This window comes from Erwinia rhapontici (assembly GCF_012271765.1).
Taxonomy (GTDB): Bacteria; Pseudomonadota; Gammaproteobacteria; order Enterobacterales; family Enterobacteriaceae; genus Erwinia; species Erwinia rhapontici.
The window spans coordinates 926,548-949,752 of sequence record NZ_VRKO01000016.1; the positions used below are offsets into that span (position 1 = coordinate 926,548).

The window sequence follows — 23,205 nt, forward strand, 5'->3', positions numbered from 1 at the left end:
CTCTCGCGGTTAGCCAGATTTACGCTCCGTGATGAGAAACCACCTTAATAGTGCCTTGAGCATTGAGTTCTGTACAGAGTCGGTTAAACGCTTGCTCAATAAATGAAGCATCCTGACTGGCCGGACTGTGGGCGGTTATCTGAATATAGAGCAGTGGAGGCTGATTTTCATCTGCTGGCTGCGTCCGTGAGACGAGCTCTGCAATATTCATCTGATGCGAATCAAACAGGTCGGTAAAGCGTTCAATGATATGCGGGGAGTCGGTCACATCCACCTGAACCCACACCGTGACGGGCATCGGAGGACGAGTGCTGGCGCTGGTGCGTTTCATCACGATCAGCAGTTCCAGTTCGGCTCCTTTTAATGGCAGAGTGGATTCAATCAGGGTGATGGCATTCCAGCTACCGGATAACAGCATGATAAAGGTGAATTCGTCGCCCAGCATAGCAAGCCGGCTATCTTCAATGTTACATCCGCAACTGCTGACATGACGGGTGATGGCATTGACGATCCCTGGGCGGTCTACCCCAAGGGCAGTGATAACCAAATGGTGTTGCGATGACTGTGGCAAAATCAAGCTTCCTGTCCAAATACTAATAACTATAAGGTAAACATAAAAAAAACTGCTGACAAGCGCTTGAGCCGCCCTGCGCGCTTGCTTTTACTGCTCGTACAAACGTACCATGAAGCACTTGTTTGTCGAGGGGATGGCTAATGTTCACGGGAAGTATTGTTGCACTCGTTACGCCGATGGATGACAAAGGTAATGTCTGCCGTGCGAGTCTGAAAAAACTGATTGATTACCATATTGCCAGCGGCACCGCGGCAATTGTTTCTGTAGGAACGACAGGCGAATCTGCCACCCTCAGCCATGATGAACATGGTGATGTGGTGATGCTGACGCTGGAGCTGGCAGATGGCCGTATTCCGATTATTGCCGGGACCGGTGCAAATGCCACGGCTGAAGGCGTCTCTCTGACCAAACGTTTCGAAAACTCCGGCGTTGTCGGTTGCCTGACCGTCACCCCTTATTACAACCGTCCTACTCAGGAAGGGTTGTATCAGCATTTCAAAACCATCGCAGAAAGCACCGCTCTTCCGCAGATGTTATATAACGTACCGTCACGTACCGGCACCGATTTGCTGCCGGAAACCGTCGGTCGGCTGGCCAAAATTAAAAATATTATCGGAATCAAAGAGGCCACCGGGAACTTATCGCGGGTAAGTCAGATCCAAGAGCGTGTAAATGAAGATTTTGTGCTGGTGAGCGGCGATGACGCCACCTCGCTGGACTTTATGCACCTGGGCGGGCACGGCGTTATTTCCGTCACGGCAAACATTGCCGCACGTGAAATGGTTGAACTCTGTGCTCTGGCACAGCAGGGCAACTTTGCTGAAGCACGCCTTCTGAACCAGCGCCTGATGCACCTGCATCAGAAACTGTTTGTTGAACCGAATCCTATCCCGGTGAAATGGGCTGCGAAACGATTAGGATTAATAGCAACCGATACGCTGCGTCTGCCTATGACGCCGCTGACCGATGCCGGTCGTCCGGTTGTTGAGCAGGCACTGAAAAACGCTGGCCTGCTTTAAATTTAGGGAGAATTAATGGCTTACTCAGTACAAAAGTCCACGGTAGCGAAAGTGGTGGGACTGTCGTTGGTGATGCTGCTTGCAGCATGTTCTAACGACCAACGTTACAAGCGTCAGGTGAGCGGTGACGAATCCTACCTGCAGGCAGCCGATCTTAGCGATCTGCGCGCACCTGCTGGCATGATCCTGCCGCTGCAAAATGGCGACTTTGACATACCAAACGTCAGCAGCAAAGGGCAGGTGGGTAAGCAGTTGGATATTCGTCCACCAGCCCAGACGCTGGCGCTGATGAACGGTACGCGTAGCCAGTTTGCCGGCAATACCGGTACGCTGCTGGTCGATACCCGTAGTGCACTCTGGCCGCAGGTTGTTGATGTGGTGCAGGCTGCCAAGTTCCCGATCGCTGACCGTCAGGATGCTCGTCAGTCGCTGACCACCGATTGGGTCCAGTGGAACCGTGCTGATGAAGACAACCAGTATCGTGGTCGTTATCAGTTAAGCGTTCAGCAGCAGGGCGGTCAGCAGGCGCTGACAGTGAAACTGCTGGAGTTGCAGCAGGAGGACAAAGTCGTCACGTCCCCGGTGCAGATCCAGCGTTACACTGCGCAGATGTTGAACGAGATCAGCACCGGTCTGGATAAGATTGAAACTGGCCGTGAAGATGCCGCCGCCAGCCGCAGCCCAACGCAGATTGATGTGCAGAGTGGGGCGGATGATACCGGTCTGCCTAACCTGATCCTGCGTGCACCATTCAACGTTGTCTGGCAGCGTCTGCCAGCGACCCTGAACCGCATGGGTATGGAAGTCACGGATAACAACCGTTCACAGGGTAGCCTGAACGTGACGTACAAAGCGCCGGGCAGTAGCACCTTTGATGAACTGGGTGCCAAAGATCCTGAACTGAAAAATGGTGACTACAAACTTCAGGTCGGTGACCTGGATAACCGTAGTAGTCTGCAGTTCCTTGATCCGAAGGGTCATCCGCTCACCCAGTCGCAGAATGATGCGCTGGTGGCGGTGTTCCAGGCCGCATTCAGCAAGTAAGCCAGGAAGGCCAGAGATTCTCTGGCCTTTTTTATTTGGTATTACGTAAACGATTGCTTCGGTTTTTTACCCGCGGAACATATAATTCCGCCAGGCAAAATTTTAACGGGACGGCACCGCCGCCCTGATAGTGTCACTTATATCGTTTGGAGTTAAACAAGATGCAGAAAAAAGCTGAGTTGTATCGCGGCAAAGCGAAAACCGTTTACAGCACCGAAAACCCGGATCTGTTGGTACTCGAATTCCGTAACGATACGTCAGCGCTGGACGGTGAGCGTATCGAACAGTTTGACCGTAAAGGAATGATTAACAACAAGTTCAATTATTTCATTATGACAAAACTGCAGGAAGCCGGGATCCCAACACAGATGGAAGCCCTGCTCTCTGATAACGAAGCGCTGGTGAAGAAGCTGGATATGGTGCCGGTGGAATGCGTAGTGCGTAACCGTGCGGCCGGATCTCTGGTAAAACGTCTGGGCGTGGAAGAGGGCCTGGTGCTCAATCCACCGTTGTTTGACCTGTTCCTGAAAGACGATGCTAAACATGACCCGATGGTCAACGAGTCTTACTGTGAGACCTTCGGCTGGGTCAACAGAGAAAATCTGGCCCGTATGCGTGAGCTGACCTACAAAGCGAACGACGTTCTGACTAAGCTGTTCTCGGATGCCGGTCTGATCCTCGTCGACTTCAAGCTGGAGTTTGGTCTGTTCAAAGGCGAAGTGGTGCTGGGCGATGAGTTCTCCCCGGACGGAGCGCGTCTGTGGGATAAGGAAACCCTGAACAAGATGGACAAAGATCGCTACCGCCAGAGTCTGGGTGGCCTGATCGAAGCATACGAAGAAGTGGCGAATCGTCTGGGTGTGAAGCTGGACTGATTGCCGGGCGCGGTTGATCCGCCCCATCACACTGCATTATGGAAAGGTCAGGCTTGCCTGGCCTTTTTTGTTATATCCTTTCTACCCCCCGCGTTTTCTGGTGTTCCCCGCTGCGTCAGACTAAAATCGACTGATATGTTGTTGTGATGATCACGAGGGAAAATTTATGCGCTGGCAAGGGCGTCGCGAAAGCGACAATGTGGAAGATCGCCGTAACGAATCCGGGACGGTTGGCGGTGGGCGTATACGTATTCCCCGTGGCAAAGGGGGCATTGTTCTGCTGATCCTGGTGGCGATCGCCAGCTACTATGGCTACGATCTGACGCCATTGCTGACCGGGGACACCACCTCGATGTCACAAACGACTCAGCAGCAGCGTCGGGTCACGCCGAAAGAAGATGAAGCGGCACAGTTCACCCGTACCGTTTTTGCCCTGACGGAAGATACCTGGCAGAAGCTGTTCCAGCGAATGAATAAGACCTGGCAGCCGCCCACGCTGGTGATGTACCGCGGCCAGACCTCAACCGCCTGCGGCAGCGGACAGTCGGCAATGGGGCCGTTCTACTGCCCGGCAGACAGTAAAGTGTATATCGACCTCTCCTTCTATGACGAAATGACCAACAAACTGGGTGCGGGTGGAGAATTTGCTCAGGGCTATGTTATCGCTCATGAAGTGGGCCACCATGTGCAGCACCTGTTGGGTATTGATAAAAACGTTCGCCAGTTGCAACAGAACGCCGGACGCGCCGAAGTGAATCAGCTGTCAGTGAAAATGGAATTGCAGGCCGACTGTTTTGCCGGCGTCTGGGGCCACTATATGCAGCAGGAAAATATCCTGGAAACCGGTGACCTTGAGTCGGCGCTCAATGCTGCTCAGGCCATTGGTGATGACCGCCTGCAACAGCGCAGCCAGGGGAGAGTGGTGCCGGACAGCTTTACGCACGGCACTTCGCAGCAGCGTTACACCTGGTTTAAGAAAGGTTTCGACAGCGGCAATCCTGGCCAGTGTAATACCTTTGCGGGTTAACGCGGGTGCATGATCTGATAACGGCAACGGCTCAGATTGAACGACAGGGCTGGCGCCGTCTGCTGGTGATCAGCGGTGAGCCTGCGTGGTGCACACAGCAGGCCGCTGATGTGATGGCACAATTGCCCGGCGACTGGTTGTGGGCGGGGAAACCCGAGGGCACCGGGCTTTTCTGTGAGCCACAGGCCATCCGCACGCTGCTGGGGCGGGAGTTCCACCATGCCGTGTTTGATGCCCGTGACGGCTTTCATGCTGAGGCTTTTGCCGCGCTGGCGGGTACCCTGCGTGCCGGCAGCTGGCTGCTGCTGCTGGTCCCCGAATGGGACGGCTGGGCGCAGTGCCCGGATGTCGACTCACTGCGCTGGAGTGAGGGAGACACGCCCTGTGCCAGCACGCACTTTGTGCATCATGTTCAACAGTCGATACTGGCCGACCCGCGCGTTGTGCTGTGGCGTCAGCCTTTTCCCCAAACGCTTTCCCCTGTTGCTATCCAGCCCGACTGGCAGGTGGATCATCGCGCGCAGCAGAACATTCTCACCGAGCTTCTCAATGCCACCCCCGGGATTTATGCGCTGACCGCTGCCCGCGGGCGTGGAAAATCTGCACTGGCGGGGATGCTGGCGGCTCACTGGCCAGGACGTTGTCGGGTGACCGCGCCTGGCCGGGTGTCGACGGATGTGCTGGCGCAGTTTGCCGGAGAACGCTTCCAGTTTGTGGCACCAGACCGGCTGCTGGCAGAAGCAGAACAGTGTGTACCCGGCGTTGACTGGTTGCTGATTGACGAGGCTGCCGCCATTCCGGCACCGCTGTTGCAGCGGCTGGTGACATTATTCCCCCGGGTGCTGCTGACCACCACCGTGCAGGGCTACGAGGGCACCGGGCGTGGCTTTATGCTGAAGTTCTGCGCCTCACTGCCCGCGGTGACGCACTACCAGCTTGATGAGCCGCTGCGCTGGGCGGCTAACGATCCTCTGGAGCAGATTGTCGCCGGGATGCTGCTGTTCGAGGATGGCAGCGCTGAGCCACAGCAGGGAGCCATTCACTACAGCGCGCTGGAGCAGGATGACTGGTTGCGGCAGCCGGCCCGCATGACGGCGATCTATCAACTGCTGACCAGCGCCCACTATCGCACTTCGCCGCTGGACCTGCGCCGCATGATGGATGCACCGGGTATGCATTTTCTGGTGGCCACGCAGGCAGAGAACGTGCAGGGCGCGCTATGGCTGGTCGATGAAGGCGGATTATCAGCGGAGCTGGCGGCGGCGGTATGGGCAGGCAAACGGCGTCCGCGCGGTAATCTTGTTGCTCAGTCGCTGGCGGCCCACGGGGGGTCACTGGTTGCGCCGCAGCTACGTTCACGGCGTATCAGCCGCATTGCCGTCTCACCGCTGCTGCGCGGACGCGGTATCGGACAGCAGCTGATCGCCCATGCGCTTGAGCATACCCAGGGGCTGGACTATCTCTCGGTCAGCTTTGGCTTTACCGAACCGCTGTGGCGTTTCTGGCAGCGCTGTGGTTTTAAGCTGGTGCGCATCGGTAGCCAGCGTGAAGCCAGCAGCGGGTGTTATGCGGCGATGGCTGTGCTGCCGCTTAGTTCTGCGGGGCAGCGCCTGACCGCTGGTCTGGTTCAGCAGCTGGCGCGGGACGGTTACTGGCTGCGTCAGCAGGTCGATGGGCAGGACCTGCCGCTGGCAGACCACAAGGATCTGATGCTGACGGAAGATGACTGGCAGGCGTTGTGCGGTTTCGCCTGGGCACAGCGGCCCTTTGAGGCCAGTTTTGCTGCGCTGGGGCGTCTGGTCAGCCAGCATGTCGGTACACTGCCGCTTCTGCATGCTGCGCTGCTGGAGGGGCAGTCAGCGGCCGACATTTGCGCGCGATTCACTCTGAGCGGACGTAAAGCATTGCTGGTGGCGTGGCGACAGGAGGTACAGCAGGCACTGATCGGGCTGGATGCCTCCCGGGCGCAACAGTGCGAGCAGTGGATCAACTCGTTGCAATAAATCCAACATCATCGTCAAAAATACGCCATTTTCATTATCGCTGAGGGGCGTATGATCGTCTTATCGCATTAAGGAGATCCTGATGAAATATGACCATGTTGTCGTCCATAACCCCTCGTTACCCCCGAGCCAACTGTTTTTGCTGTATCACGCTGCGGGCGATAATCCGGTCGCCATGAGTGAAATTGGCCGCTGGTTTACCGGCGCATTTCCCCGTGCGTTGGTGGTGAGCATCGGCGGACCGGAGCAGAATGCGGAAGGGGGATTCCAGTGGTTTGATCCCTCTGCGGCCGAACCCCAGCAGGCGGTGGCGGAGGTGATGGACGGGTTTATCGCCAGCGTTCGCCACTGGCAGCAGCAAAGCGGTGTCAAAGCCGATGCAACGGCGCTGATTGGCTTTTCCCAGGGGGCAACGATGGTGCTGGAAGCGGTGAAGGCACAGAGCGGGCTGGCAGGGCGGGTGGTGGCGTTTAGCGGGCGCTATATCACGTTGCCGCATCAGGCAAGCACACGCACCACCATCCATTTGATCCACGGTGATAATGATACTGTGCTGCCATTGACCCATGCGCTGGACGCAGAGGAGCGGTTAACGGCGCTCGGGGGCGATGTCACTCTGGATATCGCCCCCGACCTTCCCCATGCCATTGATGACCACGCGATGCAGTGTGTGCTCGAACGCCTGCAATTTACCGTGCCGCGTCGCTACTTTGATGAAGCGTTTAGCGGCAGTAAACCGGGCGATGAGGATGTTGTGGCGTTGATGTGATGCGGGGGATCGGGGCGGACCGGAAAAGAAAGTCCGCCCCTGCAATGAACGCACAAAGGCCGATCATCTGTTTCGATCGGCCTTTGTGTTTCATGGCGCTATTTCTTTTTCGGCCAGTCGTCTTCGTCATCCCACTTATCGTTGAAATCACGATGCGGAGGCAGTTCGGGTTTGTTATCGAGAAACTTTTTGTGATCGATACGCTTCAGGTCTTTGTAGACGTTCATCAGAATACCAATCATCAGCAGGATCACCAGGATCCACCAGTAATGTTTTATAAATTCCATCATCTCACCTTTATGCGATCAGCTGTTCCATGATCCGCTGGTACATGCGGCTAAGGAGCTGCAGGTCGGCGGCTTTGACGCACTCATTGATTTTATGAATGGTGGCATTCACCGGGCCGAGTTCCACAACCTGTGCGCCCATACGGGCAATAAAGCGTCCGTCAGAGGTGCCGCCAGTGGTTAACAGTTGCGGCTTGATCTCATTATAGTGCTCAACCGCGTTGACCACCGCATCCACCAGTTTCCCGCGTGATGTCAGGAAAGGTTGCCCGGAGAGTGTCCACTCAATGCTGTAACGCAACTGGTGGCGGTCGAGCAGCTCCTGCACTTTCTGCTGAATCAGTACATCGGTCAGCTCGGTACTGAAACGGAAATTGAACTGCACAAAACAGTCGCCGGGAATGACGTTGTTGCTCCCGGTGCCGGCCTGGACGTTGGCAATCTGCATGCTGGTCGGCGGGAAGAATTCATTACCGCGATCCCACTCGGTAGCGACCAGCTCGTTCAGCGCAGGCATCGCCCGATGTATCGGGTTATCAGCCAGGTGCGGATAGGCCACATGGCCCTGAACGCCGTGGATAGTCAGATTGGCGGTAATCGAGCCGCGACGACCGTTTTTGACCACATCGCCCACCACTTCGGTGCTGGAGGGTTCGCCTACCAGGCAGTAGTCCATGCGTTCGTTGCGCGCCATCAGCGCTTCCACCACCTTAACGGTGCCATGAGTCCCGCTGGCCTCTTCATCGGAAGTGATCAGGAAAGCCAGACGCCCTATATGATTCGGGTGTGCTGTGACAAAGCGTTCAGCGGCAACGGTCATCGCGGCCAGCGACCCTTTCATATCAGCCGCGCCACGGCCAAATAGCATGCCGTCGCGGATCGTCGGTTCAAACGGGGGATTGATCCACAGATTTGCATCGCCGGTGGGCACCACGTCAGTGTGGCCGGCAAACGCCAGCGTTTCGCCTTCGCCGCGCCATGCCCAGAAGTTCAGCGTGTCGCCCATATTCATCGGTTCGATAGTGAAACCCAGCGCCTGGAGACGGGAAATCAGAATCGCCTGGCAACCCGCATCGTCAGGGCTGAGGGAAGGGCGACGAATAAGCTGCTGCGTCAGCTCAATGACCGGACAGTGCATAATTATGACTTCTCCTGGATAAACGGCGTATAGGTGGTTTCACTAAAGCCCAGCAGCATAGAGCCGTCTGGCGCACAGAGCAACGGGCGTTTAATGATTGCAGGCTGTGCCAGCATCAACTTCAGCGCAGTTGCTGGATTATCCACCGCATTACGCTCCGACTCTTCCAGTTTCCGCCAGGTAGTGCCCCGGGTATTGAGCAGCGCCTGCCAGCCGAGCGTATCGATAAAGCGCTGGAGCAAAGCGGCATCCAGCCCGTCTGCGCGGTAGTCATGGAACTGATAGTCCACGCCCTGGCTTTCCAGGTATTTACGGGCTTTTTTGATGGTGTCGCAGTTTTTAATGCCGTACATCGTTAAGGTGTTTTTTGCGGTGTTGTCTGTCATGAAAAAAGGGTTCCTGTGCCAGTGAATACGCGCCTGGCATACAGTCTACAGCGGATGGCACCAACAGGCAGCCCTTAGGGTGAGGAAAGACGGTGACATCTGAAGAACGTTTGATGCGCAGTCAGTAAAAGTCAGACTTCTGTACCCTTCTGTTTTTTGTGGGATTCATCTATATTCGGGAGAGCTCAACGTAGCATTATTGCTATGAGCACCGTTTACCAGGGCAGAAGGCCCGCGATCGAGAGGAGGGGAGCGATGAACTACATGAAAGAGTCTGCCGCACATACGGTGGAAGAAACCCAGTCGACCATTGTGCTGAAGCGTAAAAAGAAAACCCGCTGTGAAGAGTTTGCACATGTTGTTGACGCGGTGATGCGTGAACATCCCGATGCCAAAACGCATATCGACAGCGAAAGCGGCGGTTATGACAAAGTGATCATTCTCAAGTAATGATGCATCCGGCCCCGCCAGGGGTCGATGTTTTACCTTTCTGGCAACGATCGTGACAGGTGACATCCTCCGGCAGTGGATTTTTTGGGTCAACAGCGCAAAAGCCTATTCTGTGCTACTGCTAATAATTTCCTGCGAAATCATTACCCGCGAACTGTGCGTTGCCACACAAATTCATCACGCGCCCTTTAAAGGGTTTCCGCCGATAGCAGCAATTGTGATCCCCGTCTTTCTTTTGCTTAGGAATACTCTTAAAATAAACCTACAAAATAAGAGAGGATATTATGATTGATTTAGAACTGGGGAACTGGAAAGACTTTATCGAATCAATGTTACGTAAGTAATGAATTTGAGAAAAGAAAAGCACGGCGACTGCATCAAAATGCTTTACCTTCAGTTACCAAAATTATAAAAGGCAGCCCTTCACCGGCTGCCTTTTTGCTTTAGTTACTGAGGCTTATCTTTCAACGGGAAACGCCGACGGACCAGCACAAAGAACAGCGGGACGAAGAATATCGCCAGCACGGTAGCCGAGATCATCCCGCCCATTACCCCGGTTCCCACCGCATGCTGGCTGCTGGAACCCGCACCATTGCTGATCACCATCGGCAACACACCGAAGATAAAGGCCAGAGAGGTCATCAGAATCGGCCGCAGACGCTGGCGCGAGGCTTCCAGTGTGGCTTCGACCAGGTCGCGCCCGCGCGTATTAATCTCATTGGCAAACTCGACAATCAGAATGGCATTCTTCGCAGACAGGCCAATGACCGTCAGTAAACCGACCTGGAAGTAAACATCGTTTTCCAGCCCGCGCAACCAGGTAGCGACCAGCGCTCCGATCACACCGAGTGGCACCACCAGCATCACCGAGAACGGGATCGACCAGCTCTCGTATAACGCGGCCAGACAAAGGAATACCACCAGTAACGACAGCGCGTACAGGGCAGGTGCCTGAGCACCGGTCATTCGCTCCTGAAGCGATGCCCCGGTCCACTGCAAACCAATCCCGGTGGGCAGTTGGCTGACCAGCTTCTCCATCACATCCATTGCAGCCCCGTTACTGACGCCCGCGGCGGATTCACCCACAATCTCGACCGCAGAATAACCGTTGTAACGTTCCAGACGTGGGGATCCACTCTCCCAGTGTGAGCGGGCAAATGCGGTAAAGGGCACCATCTGGTCGCTGCTGTTGCGCACATACCATTTACTGATGTCGTCTGGCAGCATACGGAATTTTGCATCGGCCTGAACATAGACCTTTTTCACACGCCCACGGTCGAGGAAGTCATTCACATAGGTTGAGCCCCAGCCCGTTTGCAGCGTGGCATTAATATCATCAAGCGATACGCCCAGCGCCTGGGCTTTACGCTGGTCAATATCAATACGCAGCTGCGGGCTGTCATCCAGACCGTTGTGGCGTACCCGGGTCAGCTGCGGGTTTTTCTGTGTCATCTCCAGCAGCGTATTACGCGCGTTCATCAGAGCGTTATGGCCCAGTCCTGCGTGATCCTGCAACTCCATATCAAACCCGGCGGAGTTACCCAGGCCGGTGATCGCTGGCGGGCTGCTGGCGATCACTTTTGCCTCGTTGATTTTTTCGAAGGCTTTGGTGGCGCGTTCGATAATGGCGAAGGCGGTGTTGTGGCTGTCGGTACGATCCTGCCAGTCTTTCAGTCGCACAAACATACGCGCCACGTTTTGCCCGTTACCGCCCGGCCCGGCACCGACGGTGGCAAACACCGACAGCACGTTGTCTTTCTCTTCTGTCAGATAGTATTTTTCCACCTTCTCCACCACTTTCATGGTCTGTTGCAGGGTGGAACCTGGCGGCAGCTGGACCTGAGTGGTGAAGATGCCGCGATCTTCCAGCGGCAGGAATGACGTCGGCAGGCGGAGAAACAGGAAGGCCATAATGCCAATCAGCGCCAGATAGAGCAGCAGCCAGCGGCCGCCTTTGGCGAGAATTTTCCCCACGCCACGCTCGTAGCGATCGGCGCTACGGTTGAACATGCGGTTAAACCAGCCAAAGAAACCGCGCCGCCCGTGATGATGGCCCTTCGCCAGCGGTTTAAGCAGTGTGGCGCAGAGGGCCGGGGTGAGGATCATTGCCACCAGCACCGACAGCACCATGGCGGATACAATGGTCACCGAGAATTGACGATAGATCGCACCGGTGGTGCCGCCAAAGAACGCCATCGGAATAAATACCGCCGACAGTACCAGGGCAATACCGACCAGCGCTCCCTGTATCTGCCCCATCGATTTACGCGTGGCTTCCCGCGGGGATAACCCCTCTTCACTCATTATTCGTTCGACGTTTTCCACCACCACGATGGCATCATCCACCAGCAGGCCGATGGCCAGCACCATCGCAAACATCGTCAGGGTATTAATGCTGTAGCCAAAGGTGTAAAGCACGCCGAAGGTGCCCAGCAGTACCACCGGAACGGCAATCGTCGGGATCAGCGTGGCACGGAAATTTTGCAGGAACAGGTACATGACAAGGAAGACCAGCAGCACCGCTTCAAACAGCGTTTTCACCACATCCTCGATGGAGGCTTTTACAAACGGCGTGGTTTCATAGGCAATTTCGGCTTTGAGTCCGTGCGGGAAGTAGTGTGAGAGTTCGTCAAGACGGGCGCGTACCAGCGTATCCGTTTGCAGTTCGTTGGCACCGGATGCCAGCTTAATCCCCAGCCCTGACGCCGCCATGCCGTTATAGCGGCTGAGGTAGTCATATTTCTCCGCGCCCAGTTCAATCTGTGCCACGTCACCCAGCGTGACAACTGAGCCATCCTGATTGACTTTGAGCGTGATCGCACGGAACTGTTCCGGTGTCTGCAACAGCGACTGGGAGTTAATGGTGGCATTCAGTGCCTGGCGGTCAACCGAGGGTAGCCCACCGAGCTGGCCCACAGCGACCTGACTGTTTTGCGATTCGATGGCGCTGACGACATCGCCCGTGGTCATGGCATAGTTAATCAGCTTGTCAGGATCGAGCCAGATGCGCATCGCATATTGTGAACCGTAAGCATCCACCTGGCCCACACCGTCAATACGGCTGAGAGGATCCTGAATATTACTGGCTACATAGTCAGAAATATCCTGCTTATCCATGCTGCCGTCGGTGGAGACGAAAGCCACCATCAGAATATTGGTGTCGCCGGTTTTATTGACCGTCACCCCCTGAGACTGGACATCCTGCGGCAGTTTACGCAGCGCGGTCTGAAGCTGATTTTGCACCTGCTGGCGTGCTTCGTCAGGGTTGGTCCCGGCTTCGAAGGTCAGCGTGATGGTTGCCTGGCCGGTATTGCTGCTCTGCGACGACATGTACATCAGGTTATCGATGCCCGTCATGTTCTGCTCAATCACCTGGGTCACAGTGTTTTCAAGTGTTTCAGCAGAGGCACCAGGATAGTTCGCGGTGATACGGACGTTGGGGGGAGCCAGGTCAGGATATTGTTCAATCGGCAGGGAAACAATCGCCAGCCCACCCGTCAGGCACATAAGGATCGCCAGTACCCAGGCAAATATCGGGCGGTCGATAAAGAAATTCGCCATCTCAAGCTCCGCAGCATGTTGTCTGAAAAAAGAAGAAAAGAATGCCTGTGTTCCCTGCGGCGTTTGAGAGTTCAGTGCGGAGCAAATTTCTCTAATTATTCAACGCGCTCCGGCAGTGAATCACTTTACTCGCGGTTGCGCGAACAATCGTGGAGAAATTGAGGAGAATATGTAAATTATCGTGCTGATACGACGCGTTTTCGTTACAGACTGGCGTGATGCGACGCCAGCCATAGCACGGTAGCCGCTACCCTGGAGCGTACATTCAGTTTGCGCGTGACGTTGCGCAGATGCACTTTGACCGTTTGATCTGAAATCTCCAGCTTCTCTGCCACCTCTTTATTGGAAAGACCCAAAGCCACCGCTTTCATCACATCCCGTTCACGGATTGTCAGGTTGATGAACGGATCGGCCTTCCCGTTATTGTTGTGACGCAATGCCTCTAAAGGTGCACTGAAGGCGGTGCCACCTTTAGCGGCCAAAATAATGTGATGCAGTAACGTTTCCGGTTCGCTGTCTTTCAGGAGATAACCATTGACGCCCGCCTCCAGCAGGGCGGAAATGTCGCGGCGATGGTCAGAGACGGTCAGCACGACGACGCGGGAAAGAATATTCTCGGCTCTCAGTGCATGCAGTGTTTCCAGCCCGGATAAGCCCTTCATATTCAGGTCTAACAGGATTAACGCCGGGTGCAGTTCCCGCGCGCTGATCAGTGCGTCTTCACCGTTGCTGGCTTCAGCCACGATGTCAAAATGGGGTTCCAGTGCCAGTAGCTGGCGAATGCCCTGGCGCATCAACGGGTGATCGTCGACAATCATCACACTGATTTTTTTGTGCTCTTCCATGATCATAATTCCTTTCCCGGTCCGCTTTCGGTGAGCGGTGTAAAATGCAATGACACGCAGGTGCCCCCGTTTGCACCACGCGTAATCGTTAACTCGCCGTTCAGCAGGGCAGCGCGTTCATGCATAATATTCAGGCCGTAATGCCCCTCCGGCTCTTCGATTGTGGCCATACCCACGCCATTATCGCAGATGGTGAGGGTCACTCCTTCTGTGGGATGATTATCGCCGCTGACACAAATTTCCGTCCCATGAGCATGACGTACCGCATTGAGCAGGGCTTCACGTACGATCTGTAAAACATGAATATGTTGCTGTGCCGGAAGCTGGACATCCAACTGGCACACCAGTGTGATGGCGGCCGTGCTTTGTGGGCGCAGCGGGGCGATCACCTGTTCCAGCGCCCGCGCCAGGCTGGCAGGCTCAATGCTCAGACGGAAAGTGGTTAACAACTCACGTAGCTGACGGTTAGCCGTGGATAGCGCCTGCTCAAACTCTTCCACGATAGCCCGTTCGCTTGCTGCATCAGCGTTGAGTGCGCGCTTTAACCTGACCAGTTGAATCCGTAAAAAGGTCAGGGATTGCGCCAGCGAGTCATGCAGTTCACGGGCAATCGCCGCCCGCTCTTGCAGCAGCAGCAGGCTTTGTACCTGCTGCTGGGCCTGCCACAGCTCCAGCGCATGGACCAGCAACGAAGCCACACTGTTCATTAGCGGCGACTCGTTTTGATCGGCCTGCCAGCGCAGTTCTCCGCAGATGGGCTGCTGCGGGGGCCGGCGTAACGGCAGCATTTGCCACTGTCTGTCGGCCAGAATGTGACCGACAGACAGTGAGCCAAACTCGGGCGTAGACAAGGCAATGAAACTGAGCTTTTCATGGTCAGACACCAGCTGCAGCGTCTGCAAAAAAGCCTCCTGCCCTTTCACGCTATGGCTGAGCTGCTGCGAACAGGCATACAGCAGGCTGAGACGGCGGTTAGCGCGTGTTAAATCAGCGGTTTTTTCCTCAACGTTCAATGACATTGCCCGCCATGACTTTTCCAGCTCGCCTGACATACGGGTAAATGCCCGCGCCAGTACGCCAAGCTCATTGGGCAGGTGGGTACTGAGCGGGGGCAGATGAAAATCGGTCTGTTCGATCGCCTCGCTGGCGCTGACCAATTGCTGCAACGGCCCAACCACGCTCTGCCGTATACGGCGCAGAATGAGATACACCAGCAGCGCAATCGCCACAAATCCCAGCAGACAGGTCAGGGCAGCCAGGCGCACTTTGCGTTCCGCCCAGTGCTGCAACGCCAGCACGAACCGATCGATTTGCGCCACCTGATGGATCACCTGACCCGGGTTCCCGGCCATCTGAGAGGCGGGATGTTGCGCCGCCATCAGCAGTTCCCGATAGCGCTGACGCACGGTGGCAGGCACATAGAAACGATCCAGCGCCGTGAGGGCAGGTGAGTGTAAGGTGCGCTGATAGTCAGCCATATGCTGCGCATAAAGCGGAGAGTGGGCGGTGACGTCCCAGTTCAGTCGCCAGACCTGCATACGCAGCGACCCCGCCAGATTGACCGCTTCCGCATCGCGCAGGCTGCCGGACAGCATTAATAGCGCCAGGCCGCTTGAGATAACGGAGAGCACGACTATCGCAAACAGGGCGCGGGCGAGGCTGGAGGTCAGTGAGCGTGTGAGGGGCAAAGTAATTATCCTTAATTTAATAAGGGTGATTATAACGTTATGCCATCGTTTACAGAAGGGCTACGCCGGGCGTGTCATGGGCGGTTACATCCCCGGGGTTTTGACATACTCCTTTACGTTTCTTGGCGCGTAAACGCTCTACGTCAACAATGTTTTAATGCCTTTACTGAATGCTCACTCTGCTTTTCATTGAATCGGTAATAATCAATCCCGTCACTACATGATTAATTAACGCATTGAGGAGCATCATGATGAACAAGTCTTTCCCCGCTTTGATTGTGGCGACCTTGCTCGCTGCGACCTCATTTTCAACCCTGGCGGCCACGCAGGTCGATGAAAGCCAGGCGACCAACTTACAAAGCATTGGCACCGTTTCCATTTCAGGCGTCAGAGGCTCGCTGGATGATGCCACTCACCAGTTAGCGAAAAAAGCCGATGCGATGGGTGCCAGCAGTTATCGCGTGATTGGTGTTAATACTCCCGGCGATTCCAGCCAGTGGAGCGGTAACGCCGAGATTTATCGTTAAGACCCGTTTTACCCCAGCCCAGTAATCCCTGTGTAGTCCCCTGTATGTCCCTGTGTAGTTCTTAGTGTTTTCACTGACCGACCGCAAATTGTGGTCGGTTTTTTTATGCGCCATCCGACAAAAATTACAAAAGCTCACGATTTCCAGCGTGGATTTTTTGCGTCAATTAATCAGAACGGTTAGGATGCATCGCCGCGATTTTCCTGCTTGTGTCATGAATAAAACTACAGCAGACAGGCGGATCGACCAGCGATGCATCATGCTACGCAATCGTTTGGTTGGCCTATAAGAATACAGGATGCCCGGGACAGGGTGCCGCATCACATTGTGGACAGGACAACAGGATAGAAAATGAACGCTGAAAAGAAATCTGGCGCTGAAAAACGCGCAGCAAAACGACGTTGGTTAAACTCTCATGATTCTGGCTACCATAAAGCGATGGACAATCGCCACGTTCAGATGATTGCCATCGGTGGTGCGATTGGTACCGGGCTGTTCCTGGGCGCCGGTTCCCGTCTGCAAGCCGCCGGGCCTGCACTGGCCATCGTCTATCTGGTCTGTGGTATATTCTCTTTCTTCATTCTGCGCGCGCTGGGGGAACTGGTATTACACCGCCCATCAAGCGGCAGTTTCGTTTCTTACTCCCGTGAATTCCTCGGTGAAAAAGCCTCTTATGTTGCGGGCTGGATGTATTTCGTCAACTGGGCAATGACCGGTATTGTCGATATCACCGCCGTTGCACTGTATATGCACTACTGGGGCGCATTTGGTGATGTGCCACAGTGGGTGTTTGCCCTCGGTGCGTTAGCCATTGTGGGTACTATGAACATGATCGGCGTGAAGTGGTTTGCCGAGATGGAGTTCTGGTTTGCATTGATTAAAGTGCTGGCGATTGTGATCTTCCTGGTCGTCGGTGTGGTGTTCCTCGGCAGCGGTAAGCCGCTGGATGGTAACGCGACCGGTTTCCACCTGATCAGCGATAACGGCGGCTTCTTCCCGAATGGTCTGATGCCGGCACTGGTATTAGTACAGGGCGTGGTCTTTGCTTTCGCCTCCATTGAACTGGTGGGAACGGCGGCCGGGGAATGTAAAGACCCGAAAACCATGCTGCCAAAAGCGATCAACAGCGTGATCTGGCGTATTGGTTTGTTCTACGTCGGTTCCGTGGTGCTGCTGGTACTGTTGCTGCCGTGGAATGCCTACCAGGCAGGGCAGAGCCCGTTTGTTACCTTCTTCTCTAAGCTGGGTGTGCCTTACGTGGGCAGCATCATGAATATCGTGGTGCTGAGTGCGGCACTGTCCAGTCTGAACTCGGGTCTCTATTCAACAGGGCGTATCTTGCGCTCAATGTCGATGGGCGGATCTGCACCGAAGTTCATGTCTAAAATGAGCGGCCAGCAGGTGCCTTATATGGGTATTCTGGTGACCATCGGTGTTTACATCATTGGTGTTTACCTCAACTACGTGGTCCCTTCACGCGTCTTTGAAATCGTGCTGAACGTGGCCGCGCTGGGTATCCTCTCTTCCTGGGCCTTTATCGTGGTGTGTCAGATGCGTCTGCGCAAAGCGATCAAAGAAGGCAAGGCTGAAGATGTCAGCTTCAAGCTGCCGTGGGCGCCATTTACCTCCTGGTTAACGCTGTTGTTCCTGTTCAGCGTGCTGGTGCTGATGGCGTTCGACTACCCGAACGGCACTTACACTATCGCTGCGATCCCACTGATTGCCGTGGTGTTGGTCCTTGGCTGGTTTGGCGCGCGTAAGCGTGTTCATGCTCTGGCTCAGGAAGAACAAAACCACTAATCTTAACGGGCGCGGCATGCCACGCCCCTACAATCTCAACGCACGTCGGGGTCAGGTATACCACGGCCCCACAATCTCAACGCACGTAGGGGTCAGGCATACCACGGCCCCACAATCTCAACGCACGTAGGGGTCAGGCATACCACGGCCCCACAATCTCAACGCACGTAGGGGTCAGGCATACCACGGCCCCACATCTCAACGCACGTAGGGGTCAGGCATGCCACGGCCCCACAATCTCAACGCACTTAGGGGTCAGGCATGCCACGGCCCCACAATCTCAACGCACGTAGGGGTCAGGCATGCCTGACCCGTTTCAGATAGTTTTCCAGGTTATTGCGATCTAAGATAGCAGGCTCCTTAAGCATCACCACGGGGCCTGTATGTCAGCCAAGATCGACGTCATCAAGAATAAAGTTCTGTCCGAGAACTGGTTCGTTCTGCGTAATTTTACCTACGATCTCACCGCCAAAGATGGCACCACCCTGCGTCACAAACGCGAAGTTTACGATCGCGGTAATGGCGCGACCATCCTGTTGTATAACCGCGATAAAAACAGCGTGGTGCTGACGCGTCAGTTTCGTATTGCCACCTGGGTGAATGGCAATCCCAGCGGGATGCTGATTGAGACCTGTGCGGGATTGCTGGACGATGATTCACCAGAAGACTGCATTCGTCGCGAAGCGATTGAAGAAACCGGTTATGTCGTGGGTGACGTGGAAAAGCTGTTCGAGTTGTATATGTCACCGGGCGGCGTCACCGAGATGGTGCATTTCTTTGCCGCTGAGTACAGCGATGCCCGGCGTGAAAACGCGGGTGGCGGGATTGATGACGAAGATATTGATGTGCTGGAAGTCACCTTTCCAGAGGCCTGGGCCATGGTGAAAGATGGCCGCATTAAAGACGGGAAAACCGTTACCCTGTTGCAGCATGCGCTGCTGGTGGGCTGGCTGCATCTTATTTGAATCTGCACGCTCTCCGACAACGGTGACTGTCCGATAAATCCGATTGAGACACTGGCAGGATCTGCGCATGATGAATGCTGTACACGGATTGTCCGTGATGGTGTTTTTTTGCTGGATGACCTAACAGGGACCTCATCGATCAATGTCTTACTGGACGAAATGGTTATGGCTACTCTCGCTCTCTTGTGCGGCTTCTGTGCAGGCGCAGCCGTTACAGAAGACCTTTTCTGACTGGCAGATCACCTGCAATAACCTCAACAGCTGCGAAGTGCGCAGTATTCCGGGAAACAATGGCCTGGCAATGACGCTACAGCGGGATGCGGGCAGCGATGCCCCGGCACAGTTGCGCATGGATTACGGCAACCGTTTCAGCGGCAAGCTGCCCGGCGGCGCATTGCAGGATAACCTGTTACTGGACGGGCAGCGGTTAAAGCTCGACCTCAAACACTGGGAGGTTGAGCCGCACCATCTGCGCACCACCCACAGCATCTCAATTGATGAATTCCTCGCCCAGGTGATGGATGCAGATGCCATTCAACTGCTCTACCGCGCGGATGCGATTATTTCTCTGCATGGCCTGAAAGCCGCGTTATTACTGATGGATGAAGTGCAGGGACGTATTAACAGCACCAGTGCCTGGATCCAGCGCGGTGACCGTGCGGCCAACAACGTCCCTCCTGCCCCGGTATTGCCGCAGGTCAGCGCACCGCCGCATGCACCTCAGGCGTTAACGCAGGAAGAGTCCACCGGGTTGATTGATTTTGCGACCTGGCGGATTAACAACGACAGCTGCTCGCTCAACCCACTGCGGCGCGAAGTCAGCGTTTCACCGCTCAGTGATGAGAAGGCACTGCTGCTGGTCAGTTGTGAAATGGGGGCTTACAACATTATTGACCTGGCGTTTGAAGTCTCGCGCAGTCAGCCTTATGTGTCGAAAAGCATTACCCTGACGCTGCCGTTTTCTCCGCCGGAGCGCACGGATAATCAGCTGGAGCTGGTGAATGCCGATTTTGATGCAGCACGCGGTGAGCTGCTGACCTTCAGTAAAGATCGTGGCCTGGGCGACTGCGGTGTGGCCACGCGCTGGCAGTATAATGGCCGCCAGTTTGTGCTGGCAGAATATGCGCAGGAAAGTACCTGTGATGCCTGGCACAGCAGCGACCAGTGGCCGATGCTGTATGAGAGTCAAAGCGTTCCGCCACAGCAGAACGCCTCGGTGGAGATGCAGCAGGAGTGATGACACAAACGAACTCCCTGTGCGGCCATTACCTGGCACCATATGCTATCAAGTAATAAACGATGAGATGAACGACAACAATGCCCCCCACAATACACGCCACAAAGCGGATATCGTAATCGGTCAGAAAATTTTCAAACCGTGAGGGGCGGCGTTTCGTTCCCTTCATCGTCACTAAAACGTGTAAGTGATAGCAGCCGTCGCGGTGGCTTCATTTCGACGGAACACAATCGGGCTGTCGGCGCCGTGGTCACTGAGCCAGGTATAGCCCGCCACCAGCGTGGTGCCCCACTGCGGGGTAAACTGGTGTCCCCATGTCAGACTGTTTTGTACGCCATACAGCCCGCCGGGTGCAGCGTAGTGGCGGTAACCGCTGCGTGAACTCTGCTGCGCATTGACGCCGTAAAACGTATTCATATAGCGACTGTCGCCAAACAGCGCGGCGGACTGAAAGGCGAGGGTATCGCTTTCATTTTGCAGCGGGATCAGCGTCACGGATGTCTGATACTGCACGCCCTGACTGTCGCTCAACGGCAGCGTTGCTTTGCCTTCCACGGAGAGCCACGGCGCAATCGTCCAGCCGACGGCCAGCGCCGTATTCAGCGCGGCGTCAATATTTCCCATCCCTTTGAGTTTGTCAGACCCGTCGCGCCATGTGGCATTTTTATCCGAACGCCCCAGGCTGTAGCCCAGCGTATGCTCCAGATACAGCCCCGAGTCGGTCTGCAGGTCGTATCCCAACCCTTTTTGCGAGTCGAAAAACACCGCGCCATCGCGGGCCTGAATCACCGGCACAAACTGCCACTGGCGCTGGTCGGAACCGCTGTAACGCGGCGCACTGGTTGCCCCGATACCCAGAGTCAGGCTTTTCGGGTCCGGCTCGGCGGCGCGGGCGATAAGACTGATGTTCATGACGGCAAGACAGCTAATGCACAGGGTAAATTTTCTGGTTATCATCGTCGCTCCTCAGCACCGAATCATCACGGCTCATAAGTGGCCGCACATCTGATACCGAATGATGAACAGGCAGTGTCAATTTACTGCCAGGGTTTTATGAAGAAACAGTCAAGGTGATGTCATGCAGATGAAACGCGTACTGATTATTGAGGATGATGCGGATGCGGCTAACGTGCTGGAAGCCTATTTACGCCGGGAGAATTACCATGTCGCTATCGCCAGCGACGGAGTCACCGGGCTGGATTTGTCGCAGAGCTGGAAGCCGGACCTGATCCTGCTTGATATCATGCTGCCAGGCATGAATGGCACAGAGGTGCTGGCCGCCGTGCGCCGTAAAGGGGATATTCCGGTGATCATGGTCTCCGCGATGGGGGATACGCCGGATAAAATTGGCGCACTGCGCTATGGGGCCGATGACTACGTGGTAAAACCGTATAACCCGGGTGAGGTCGTGGCGCGCGTTCAGGCGGTGCTGCGCCGTACATCAAACCTTACTCCGCGCAAAGAGATCCTGCGCTGGCAGGGGCTGGAGGTTGATGTTGAATCGCTCACCGCCGTTGTCAGAGACGGGGCGGGTAAGGTGACGGGGCTGGAACTCACCCCGACCGAACTCTCATTGCTCACCACACTGATGCAGTCCCAGACCTATCCTTTTTCTCGTCAGCTGCTGCTGGAACGCTGTCTTCCCGAGAGCGAAGCGCTGGAGCGCGTGGTCGATACGCATATGTATAACCTGCGTAAAAAGCTGGAAAATGCGGGTATTGCGGATGTCCTGCATAACGTGCGCGGCGTGGGTTACCGGTTCAGACAGCCATGAGCCAGCAAAAAAAACAGAGCCTGTGGCGCTGGATTTGCACGAGGATCCTGGCGCTGGCGATGGGATCCGTTGTCTTAATCGCCTTCTGCATGTGGCTGCGTTTTGTTATCCAGAAATACTGGGTGCTCAACCATATGACGGCCTCTCAACGCGCGGAGCTGACCGTCCTGTTGAAACATCCGGAACGGGATATTGCCCGGTTTCACCAACTGATCGATGCCGGCTGGGGCATCGGTTATTCGATGCCCGACATCGCCTCATCCGACTGGCTGACGCTGGCGACCTTAATTGTGATTGCGCTGCCGGTCATTATTATCTTCGGGCTGCGCGCCGCGCGGCCGCTGTCCGAACAGTTCAGTCGCCTGGCAGCGGCCGCACGATCGGTGGCACGCGGTGAGTTTGGTACGCGGGCAGGGACGGTGGAAAACGCCCCCGCGGAACTCGCGCAGTTTACCCACGATTTTAATCTTATGTCTCAGCAGCTTGAACGTTACGATCGTGAGCTGCGCACCTCCCATGTCGCGATGGCGCACGAGCTGCGTTCGCCGCTGACGGCTGCGATAGGGCGCCTTCAGGGCATGATAGACGGCGTATTTGAGCCGGACCCGGGCCAGCTGAACATGGTGATGAAACAGCTTCAGCACCTGAACCGTCTGACGGATGAGCTGCATTTGTTATCGCTTGCCGATGCCGGACAACTGTCGTTCACCCTCAGTACCTTTGATTTAACCGAACTGCTGCGCGAGCGCGTGATATGGATGAAACCGCAGGCGGAAGCGGCTGGGATGAATATGCCTGTCAGAGCGGCCGCACCTGCGCCTTTTCGCGGAGATCCGTTTCGTCTGGGGCAGGTCTTTACCATTCTGATGGAAAATGCCCTGCGCTACGCAGGCGAAGGCAAGGTGCTGGATATCGATGTTCAGCGCCAGCCAAAGGGCTATTTGATCACCTTCCGCGATCGCGGGCCGGGCGTGGAGGCGGAATTTCTGCCGCTGATGTTCGAACGATTTGCCCGGGCTGACTCGTCGCGGGCACGACACTCAGGCGGCAGTGGGCTGGGTCTGTCGATAGGCCGGGCAATTTGTGAAGCCTGTGGCGGGCAGCTGGTGGCCTCATTACCAGCGGAAGGCGGGCTGATGATCAGCCTGCATTTGCCCTTTGCCACGCCGGAGGTGGGAATAAAAATCGCCTGAATTGACGATTTCTTGATAATACGTGCAGCAAATCTGGACAGTC

Annotated in this window: 22 protein-coding genes; 14 read left to right on the top strand and 8 right to left on the bottom strand. The window is 55.5% G+C overall.

The window, feature by feature from the left end:
• Nucleotides 1-19: 19 nt before the first annotated feature.
• Nucleotides 20-571, bottom strand: coding sequence for a glycine cleavage system transcriptional repressor (locus FVB43_RS21345; RefSeq protein WP_133845910.1), 552 nt, complete (start codon nt 569-571; stop codon nt 20-22).
• A 143-nt stretch (nt 572-714) separates the two neighbouring features.
• On the opposite strand from FVB43_RS21345, the gene dapA reads away from it, so the two are divergent.
• From dapA to ypfH, 6 genes are all read left to right on the top strand, one after another.
• Nucleotides 715-1,593: a 4-hydroxy-tetrahydrodipicolinate synthase gene (dapA, locus tag FVB43_RS21350; RefSeq protein ID WP_133845911.1), complete on the top strand. Its 879-nt coding sequence runs from the start codon at nt 715-717 to the stop codon at nt 1,591-1,593.
• 15 nt (nt 1,594-1,608) lie between these two features.
• Nucleotides 1,609-2,637 carry an outer membrane protein assembly factor BamC gene (gene bamC / locus FVB43_RS21355; protein ID WP_133845912.1) on the top strand — a complete coding sequence of 343 codons (1,029 nt, stop codon included), beginning with the start codon at nt 1,609-1,611 and terminating at the stop codon, nt 2,635-2,637.
• Nucleotides 2,638-2,798: 161 nt separating this feature from the next.
• Complete coding sequence (gene purC / locus FVB43_RS21360; protein WP_133845913.1) at nt 2,799-3,512, top strand: phosphoribosylaminoimidazolesuccinocarboxamide synthase; 714 nt, start codon at nt 2,799-2,801, stop codon at nt 3,510-3,512.
• 166 nt (nt 3,513-3,678) lie between these two features.
• A complete protein-coding gene (gene ypfJ / locus FVB43_RS21365) occupies nt 3,679-4,539 on the top strand; it encodes a KPN_02809 family neutral zinc metallopeptidase (RefSeq protein ID WP_133845914.1) in 861 nt (286 codons plus the stop codon).
• 5 nt (nt 4,540-4,544) lie between these two features.
• On the top strand, nt 4,545-6,542 hold the full coding sequence (locus FVB43_RS21370; protein ID WP_167864722.1) for a tRNA(Met) cytidine acetyltransferase TmcA: 1,998 nt from the start codon (nt 4,545-4,547) through the stop codon (nt 6,540-6,542).
• 82 nt (nt 6,543-6,624) lie between these two features.
• Entirely contained in the window at nt 6,625-7,311 is a 687-nt protein-coding gene (gene ypfH / locus FVB43_RS21375) for an esterase (protein WP_167864723.1), read from the top strand.
• Nucleotides 7,312-7,409: 98 nt separating this feature from the next.
• Here ypfH and FVB43_RS21380 read toward each other — a convergent pair whose 3' ends face one another.
• From FVB43_RS21380 to FVB43_RS21390, 3 genes are read right to left on the bottom strand one after another with little or no spacing between them, the layout of a single operon-like run.
• Nucleotides 7,410-7,598, bottom strand: coding sequence for a YpfN family protein (locus FVB43_RS21380; protein ID WP_062744795.1), 189 nt, complete (start codon nt 7,596-7,598; stop codon nt 7,410-7,412).
• Nucleotides 7,599-7,608: 10 nt separating this feature from the next.
• Nucleotides 7,609-8,736, bottom strand: coding sequence for a succinyl-diaminopimelate desuccinylase (dapE, locus tag FVB43_RS21385; RefSeq protein ID WP_167864724.1), 1,128 nt, complete (start codon nt 8,734-8,736; stop codon nt 7,609-7,611).
• 2 nt (nt 8,737-8,738) lie between these two features.
• Complete coding sequence (locus tag FVB43_RS21390; RefSeq protein WP_133845917.1) at nt 8,739-9,122, bottom strand: ArsC family reductase; 384 nt, start codon at nt 9,120-9,122, stop codon at nt 8,739-8,741.
• A 255-nt stretch (nt 9,123-9,377) separates the two neighbouring features.
• On the opposite strand from FVB43_RS21390, the gene FVB43_RS21395 reads away from it, so the two are divergent.
• On the top strand, nt 9,378-9,572 hold the full coding sequence (locus FVB43_RS21395; protein WP_133845918.1) for a hypothetical protein: 195 nt from the start codon (nt 9,378-9,380) through the stop codon (nt 9,570-9,572).
• Nucleotides 9,573-9,856: 284 nt separating this feature from the next.
• Nucleotides 9,857-9,916 carry a protein YpfM gene (gene ypfM / locus FVB43_RS21400; RefSeq protein ID WP_133845966.1) on the top strand — a complete coding sequence of 20 codons (60 nt, stop codon included), beginning with the start codon at nt 9,857-9,859 and terminating at the stop codon, nt 9,914-9,916.
• 103 nt (nt 9,917-10,019) lie between these two features.
• Here ypfM and acrD read toward each other — a convergent pair whose 3' ends face one another.
• The 3 genes from acrD to narQ form a co-directional block, all read right to left on the bottom strand.
• On the bottom strand, nt 10,020-13,133 hold the full coding sequence (acrD, locus tag FVB43_RS21405; RefSeq protein WP_167864725.1) for a multidrug efflux RND transporter permease AcrD: 3,114 nt from the start codon (nt 13,131-13,133) through the stop codon (nt 10,020-10,022).
• A gap of 203 nt (nt 13,134-13,336) precedes the next feature.
• Nucleotides 13,337-13,978, bottom strand: coding sequence for a response regulator (locus FVB43_RS21410; RefSeq protein WP_167864726.1), 642 nt, complete (start codon nt 13,976-13,978; stop codon nt 13,337-13,339).
• Nucleotides 13,979-13,980: 2 nt separating this feature from the next.
• Complete coding sequence (gene narQ, locus FVB43_RS21415; RefSeq protein WP_167864727.1) at nt 13,981-15,666, bottom strand: nitrate/nitrite two-component system sensor histidine kinase NarQ; 1,686 nt, start codon at nt 15,664-15,666, stop codon at nt 13,981-13,983.
• Nucleotides 15,667-15,917: 251 nt separating this feature from the next.
• Here narQ and FVB43_RS21420 point away from each other — a divergent pair, with 251 nt between their 5' ends.
• The 4 genes from FVB43_RS21420 to FVB43_RS21435 all read left to right on the top strand — a co-directional run bounded on the left by FVB43_RS21420 (nt 15,918) and on the right by FVB43_RS21435 (nt 20,195).
• Nucleotides 15,918-16,193 carry a YdgH/BhsA/McbA-like domain containing protein gene (locus tag FVB43_RS21420; RefSeq protein ID WP_133845967.1) on the top strand — a complete coding sequence of 92 codons (276 nt, stop codon included), beginning with the start codon at nt 15,918-15,920 and terminating at the stop codon, nt 16,191-16,193.
• Between the two features lie 351 nt (nt 16,194-16,544).
• A complete protein-coding gene (gene ansP / locus FVB43_RS21425; RefSeq protein ID WP_133845922.1) occupies nt 16,545-17,993 on the top strand; it encodes an L-asparagine permease in 1,449 nt (482 codons plus the stop codon).
• 383 nt (nt 17,994-18,376) lie between these two features.
• Nucleotides 18,377-18,958: a GDP-mannose pyrophosphatase NudK gene (gene nudK, locus FVB43_RS21430; RefSeq protein ID WP_159336142.1), complete on the top strand. Its 582-nt coding sequence runs from the start codon at nt 18,377-18,379 to the stop codon at nt 18,956-18,958.
• Nucleotides 18,959-19,100: 142 nt separating this feature from the next.
• Nucleotides 19,101-20,195 carry a DUF1176 domain-containing protein gene (locus FVB43_RS21435; protein ID WP_167864728.1) on the top strand — a complete coding sequence of 365 codons (1,095 nt, stop codon included), beginning with the start codon at nt 19,101-19,103 and terminating at the stop codon, nt 20,193-20,195.
• Between the two features lie 174 nt (nt 20,196-20,369).
• Here the strand turns inward: FVB43_RS21435 and FVB43_RS21440 are convergent, their stop codons facing one another.
• Entirely contained in the window at nt 20,370-21,152 is a 783-nt protein-coding gene (locus FVB43_RS21440; protein ID WP_167864729.1) for a MipA/OmpV family protein, read from the bottom strand.
• Nucleotides 21,153-21,273: 121 nt separating this feature from the next.
• On the opposite strand from FVB43_RS21440, the gene FVB43_RS21445 reads away from it, so the two are divergent.
• Together FVB43_RS21445 and FVB43_RS21450 are read left to right on the top strand one after the other, a co-directional pair.
• Nucleotides 21,274-21,969 (top strand): response regulator, encoded by a 696-nt coding sequence (locus tag FVB43_RS21445; RefSeq protein WP_133845926.1) that lies wholly within the window; start codon nt 21,274-21,276, stop codon nt 21,967-21,969.
• Entirely contained in the window at nt 21,966-23,162 is a 1,197-nt protein-coding gene (locus FVB43_RS21450) for an ATP-binding protein (protein ID WP_167864730.1), read from the top strand. Before FVB43_RS21445 ends, FVB43_RS21450 begins: the two co-directional genes overlap by 4 nt.
• The last annotated feature ends 43 nt before the right edge of the window (nt 23,163-23,205 follow it).

Coding starts and splice junctions, on each gene's coding strand:
- FVB43_RS21440 (WP_167864729.1), bottom strand. CDS start 21,152: ATGATAACCAGAAAATTTACCCTGTGCATTAGCTGTCTTGCCGTCATG.
- ansP (WP_133845922.1), top strand. CDS start 16,545: ATGAACGCTGAAAAGAAATCTGGCGCTGAAAAACGCGCAGCAAAACGA.
- FVB43_RS21435 (WP_167864728.1), top strand. CDS start 19,101: ATGTCTTACTGGACGAAATGGTTATGGCTACTCTCGCTCTCTTGTGCG.
- FVB43_RS21410 (WP_167864726.1), bottom strand. CDS start 13,978: ATGGAAGAGCACAAAAAAATCAGTGTGATGATTGTCGACGATCACCCG.
- bamC (WP_133845912.1), top strand. CDS start 1,609: ATGGCTTACTCAGTACAAAAGTCCACGGTAGCGAAAGTGGTGGGACTG.
- FVB43_RS21420 (WP_133845967.1), top strand. CDS start 15,918: ATGAACAAGTCTTTCCCCGCTTTGATTGTGGCGACCTTGCTCGCTGCG.
- FVB43_RS21395 (WP_133845918.1), top strand. CDS start 9,378: ATGAACTACATGAAAGAGTCTGCCGCACATACGGTGGAAGAAACCCAG.
- dapA (WP_133845911.1), top strand. CDS start 715: ATGTTCACGGGAAGTATTGTTGCACTCGTTACGCCGATGGATGACAAA.
- FVB43_RS21445 (WP_133845926.1), top strand. CDS start 21,274: ATGCAGATGAAACGCGTACTGATTATTGAGGATGATGCGGATGCGGCT.
- acrD (WP_167864725.1), bottom strand. CDS start 13,133: ATGGCGAATTTCTTTATCGACCGCCCGATATTTGCCTGGGTACTGGCG.
- purC (WP_133845913.1), top strand. CDS start 2,799: ATGCAGAAAAAAGCTGAGTTGTATCGCGGCAAAGCGAAAACCGTTTAC.
- nudK (WP_159336142.1), top strand. CDS start 18,377: ATGTCAGCCAAGATCGACGTCATCAAGAATAAAGTTCTGTCCGAGAAC.
- ypfJ (WP_133845914.1), top strand. CDS start 3,679: ATGCGCTGGCAAGGGCGTCGCGAAAGCGACAATGTGGAAGATCGCCGT.
- ypfH (WP_167864723.1), top strand. CDS start 6,625: ATGAAATATGACCATGTTGTCGTCCATAACCCCTCGTTACCCCCGAGC.
- dapE (WP_167864724.1), bottom strand. CDS start 8,736: ATGCACTGTCCGGTCATTGAGCTGACGCAGCAGCTTATTCGTCGCCCT.
- FVB43_RS21390 (WP_133845917.1), bottom strand. CDS start 9,122: ATGACAGACAACACCGCAAAAAACACCTTAACGATGTACGGCATTAAA.
- FVB43_RS21450 (WP_167864730.1), top strand. CDS start 21,966: ATGAGCCAGCAAAAAAAACAGAGCCTGTGGCGCTGGATTTGCACGAGG.
- FVB43_RS21380 (WP_062744795.1), bottom strand. CDS start 7,598: ATGGAATTTATAAAACATTACTGGTGGATCCTGGTGATCCTGCTGATG.